This is a genomic window from Arenimonas sp., assembly GCF_019459675.1.
In the GTDB taxonomy this organism is placed as follows: domain Bacteria; phylum Pseudomonadota; class Gammaproteobacteria; order Xanthomonadales; family Xanthomonadaceae; genus Arenimonas.
In genome coordinates this window covers 1-3,848 of record NZ_JAIBFH010000212.1, presented here as the reverse complement: position 1 = coordinate 3,848, position 3,848 = coordinate 1, and the positions used below count along the sequence as shown (strand labels likewise).

General features: G+C 69.8%; 5 protein-coding genes. 1 reads left to right on the top strand and 4 read right to left on the bottom strand.

Features of this window, described 5'->3' with window-relative positions; all coding sequences use genetic code 11:
- From K0M70_RS07295 to K0M70_RS07280, 4 genes are all read right to left on the bottom strand, one after another.
- Nucleotides 1-315: hypothetical protein (locus tag K0M70_RS07295; RefSeq protein WP_290781057.1), on the bottom strand; the 315-nt coding region annotated here is incomplete at its 3' end.
- Between the two features lie 9 nt (nt 316-324).
- Complete coding sequence (locus tag K0M70_RS07290) at nt 325-1,338, bottom strand: metal-dependent hydrolase (RefSeq protein WP_290781055.1); 1,014 nt, start codon at nt 1,336-1,338, stop codon at nt 325-327.
- A 44-nt stretch (nt 1,339-1,382) separates the two neighbouring features.
- Nucleotides 1,383-2,192 (bottom strand): UDP-2,3-diacylglucosamine diphosphatase, encoded by an 810-nt coding sequence (locus K0M70_RS07285; RefSeq protein WP_290781053.1) that lies wholly within the window; start codon nt 2,190-2,192, stop codon nt 1,383-1,385.
- Nucleotides 2,189-2,341: a hypothetical protein gene (locus K0M70_RS07280; RefSeq protein ID WP_290781051.1), complete on the bottom strand. Its 153-nt coding sequence runs from the start codon at nt 2,339-2,341 to the stop codon at nt 2,189-2,191. The genes K0M70_RS07285 and K0M70_RS07280 overlap by 4 nt, the downstream gene beginning before the upstream one ends.
- A 199-nt stretch (nt 2,342-2,540) precedes the next feature.
- On the opposite strand from K0M70_RS07280, the gene metK reads away from it, so the two are divergent.
- Nucleotides 2,541-3,770, top strand: coding sequence for a methionine adenosyltransferase (metK, locus tag K0M70_RS07275; protein ID WP_290781049.1), 1,230 nt, complete (start codon nt 2,541-2,543; stop codon nt 3,768-3,770).
- Nucleotides 3,771-3,848: the final 78 nt, after the last annotated feature.

Below are 3,848 nucleotides of genomic sequence, written 5' to 3'. Positions count from 1 at the left end.
TTGGGGGGGGGGGGGGGGGGGGTTGGGGGGGGGGGGGGGGGGGGGGCGGGGGGGCGGGCGGCGCGGGGGGCGGGGCCGCCCCCCGGGCCGCGCTTGCGCCGCGGCTTCCGCCGTGGCCTGGATCCGCTGGAACAGCGACCCCGGCGCAGGCGGGGCGGGCAGTTTGCCCGCCAGGCGCGCAACCAGCCGGTCGAGCATCGGCGAGCCCTGGGCCTCCCACTGCCGCCGCACTTCGGGTGACAGCTTGGCCAGGCCCGCCTCCACTTTCTGGCGGATCTCCGGCGGCAGGCTCGCCAAGTCCAGTTTTTTGTTCATCACGGCGTCCTACGGGGTGGGCTCGGGCCACCATATCCTGTGCCAAACCTCGGGCAGGCGTCGAATCGCGTCCGTCGGCCAGTCGGCTTGGGTCGGCGGCACCGCGCGCCAGCCCTCGCCGTCGCGCTGGGCCACAGTAAACCGGAAGGTGAAGTCGGGCTCCAGGCCCATGCGCAGGTCCGACAGCATCAGCTGCCCATCCACTTCCCGCGCCGACATGAACCCGTGGTTGAACCAGCGCAGCCGCGCCACGGCCGGGAATCGGCGCACCGCCGCCATGGCCTGCACGTCAAATGTCTGTGGGTACAACCGCATCGGGCCGTCGTCCGCCACCAGCGAATACTGGCCCGACACGTAGCCGTCGGGCGTCATCGCCACCACTTGCCACAGCAGGGTGTTGAACGGCGTGGGCACCGAGAAGCGCGGCGCGTCCTGCAGCCCCATCGCCGCCAGCGCCTGGTCGGCCGCGCGGTCCACCTGCGCCTTGGCCGCGAACGACCAGCCCAGGTAGGCCGTGCTCAGCGCCAGCCCCAGGGCCAGCGCTCGCCGCGCCCCGGGGGAATCGCGCCAGCGCCAGGCCAGCACGCAGGCCAGCAGCAGCGGCAGGGTGTAGGCCAGGTCAATGATGAACAGCGTGGACCACATCGTTGGCGACACCGGTATCGGCCACCACAGCTGCGTGCCGTAGACCGTCAGCGCGTCCAGCAGCGGGTGCGTCACCAGCACCAGCTGGATGGCCCAGAACCAGCGCACCGGCGATTCCGCCACGCGGCCACCGAGGCGTTTGAACGCCGCCCATATCAAGGCCGCCAGCGGCACCAGCACGAACAGCGAATGCGAAGGCCCGCGGTGCCAGGTCATGCTGTCCACCGGGTCCAGCCCCAGCGGCAGCAGCACCAGCGAGTCCAGGTCGGGCAACGTGCCCAGCGCCGCGCCGGCCAGCAGGGCGGCGCGGCGCTGCTGCGGCGGGGCGATGGCGGCGGCAAGGGCGCCGCCCAATACGATCTGCGTCAGGGAGTCCATGGCGCCATGCTAGCCGCCCCGGTGGTTTGGACGGCGTGACTGCCTCAGGCCGCGAACGCGAGCCGCAGCGGCGGGCGGCGCGGCTCCAGGCGCTTCAGCACGGCGCCATCGTGGCCCAGCAGGCACAGCCCGCCCTCGGCGTCCTCGGCCAGGGCCGTCAGGCTTTCCACCCAGTCGCCGTCGTTGGCGTACACCAGGCCGTCCACCTCGCGCAGGTCGGCACGGTGGATGTGGCCGCAGACGATGCCGTCCAGGCCGCGCCGGCGCGCATCGGCCAGGCCTGCGTTGACGAAGCGCTGGATGTATCGCTCGGCCGCGCCGCTGCGGCGCTTGAGGAAGTCGGCCAGCGACCAGTAGCGCAGTCCCAGGCGCCGGCGCGCGAAGTTGGTCATCCGGTTGCCGGCGAGGATATGGTCGTACAGCCAGTCGCCCAGGTGTTCCTGGAAGCCGCCGAAGTGCGTCACGGCGTCATAGTCGTCGCCGTGCGCCACCAGCAGGCGGCGTCCGTCGGCCAGCTGGTGGATGGCGCGGCGGCGCACCTGCATGTAAGGCAGCATCAGGCCGCAGAAGCGGCGTATCGGTCGGTCGTGGTTGCCCGGCACGTAGATGATCTCGGTGCCCGCGCGCACCAGCTCATGCAGGCATTCGACCACGCGGTGCTGGCCGTGGCCCCAGGCCGCGCGGCGCTGCGCCATCCACCACAGGTCCACGATGTCGCCGACCAGGTACAGGCGACGCGTGTCCAGCCCGTCCAGGAAATCGGCCAGCTCGGCCGCGTGGCAGTTCTTCGAACCCAGGTGCACGTCCGACACGAACACCGCGCGCTGCCTCGGCCGCTTGGCGTGCGCGCTCATGCGGCCTCCGGGCGGGCCAGCAAGGCATTCACCTGTTCCGGCCTCGACAGCCGGCGGAAGCCGCGCAGCAGCGGCCGCGCCCGACGCGCGCGCGCGCCCTGGAACCAGGCCGGGAGGCATGGCTGCACGCGGCGCTGCAGTTCGATCATGGCGTGGGCCTGTGCGGGCGACCGCGTCAGGTTAGTGGCGGCGGCTGACAGGGCGGTTAAGCGCAGGCGTCAGCCGCGTGACAGCGGCGGCTTAACAAACGGGCAACGGCTGCGGGCGCAGGATGCACCCCGGGTCCCGCCCGTGTATGATGCCCGCCCTCACCCATCCTTTCATCGCAATCAAAGGATATAAGCCACGATGTCCAGCTACCTCTTCACCTCCGAGTCGGTTTCCGAAGGCCACCCGGACAAGCTCGCCGACCAGATTTCCGATGCCGTGCTCGACGCGATCCTCACCCAGGACAAGCGCGCCCGCGTCGCCTGCGAGACGCTGGTGAAGACCGGCGCCGCCATCGTGGCCGGCGAAGTCACCACCAGCGCCTGGGTGGACATCGAAGAGCTGACCCGCAAGGTCATCAACGACATCGGCTACAACAATTCCAGCGTCGGCTTCGACGGCCACACCTGCGCCATCATCAACATGCTGGGCAAGCAGTCGCCCGACATCGCCGCCGGCGTGGACGGCAGCAAGAAGAAGGCCAAGAAGCCGGAGGAACAGGGCGCGGGCGACCAGGGCCTGATGTTCGGCTATGCCTGCAACGAGGCGCCGGAATTCATGCCGGCCCCGATCTATTATTCGCATCGCCTGGTGGAACAGCAGGCCAAGGTGCGCAAGTCCGGCAAGCTCAAGTGGCTGCGCCCGGACGCCAAGTCGCAGGTGACCCTGCGCTACGACGGCAACAAGATCGTCGGCCTGGACGCCGTGGTGCTGTCCACCCAGCACGACCCGGGCATCAAGCAGAAAGACCTGGTGGAAGCCGTGTACGAGCACGTGCTCAAGCCCGTGCTGCCCAAGGAATGGCTGAAGGTGCTGCCGAAGTCGAAGATCCACATCAACCCGACCGGCATCTTCGTGATCGGCGGCCCGGTGGGCGACTGCGGCCTGACCGGCCGCAAGATCATCGTTGACACCTACGGCGGCATGGCCCGCCACGGTGGCGGCGCGTTCTCGGGCAAGGACCCGTCCAAGGTCGACCGTTCGGCCGCCTACGCCGCGCGCTACGTGGCCAAGAACATCGTGGCCGCCGGCCTGGCCGACAAGTGCGAAGTGCAGGTTTCCTACGCCATTGGCGTGGCCGAGCCGACCTCCATCTCGGTCACCACCTTCGGCACCGGCAAGATCAGCGACGACAAGATCGAGAAGCTGATCCGCGCCCACTTCGACCTGCGCCCGTACGGCATCACCAAGATGCTGGACCTGCTGCACCCGATCTACCAGCAGACGGCGGCCTACGGCCACTTCGGCCGCAAGCCCAAGGAAATGACCTACACCGACGGCGCCGGCAAGAAGCACACCGCCACCGCGTTCTCGTGGGAAAAGACCGACCGCGCAGAAGCGCTGCGCAAGGACGCCGGCCTCAAGAAGTAATCCCCCGGTGCAGCAGGGCCTTCAAGCCCGACGCCCTTGTGGGCGGGACTTCAGTCCCGAGCGCTCCACCCGAACGGG

Bases quoted from the DNA above. Each gene is read 5' to 3' on its own strand.
- K0M70_RS07280 (WP_290781051.1), bottom strand. From the start codon at position 2,341: ATGATCGAACTGCAGCGCCGCGTGCAGCCATGCCTCCCGGCCTGGTTC.
- K0M70_RS07290 (WP_290781055.1), bottom strand. From the start codon at position 1,338: ATGGACTCCCTGACGCAGATCGTATTGGGCGGCGCCCTTGCCGCCGCC.
- K0M70_RS07285 (WP_290781053.1), bottom strand. From the start codon at position 2,192: ATGAGCGCGCACGCCAAGCGGCCGAGGCAGCGCGCGGTGTTCGTGTCG.
- metK (WP_290781049.1), top strand. From the start codon at position 2,541: ATGTCCAGCTACCTCTTCACCTCCGAGTCGGTTTCCGAAGGCCACCCG.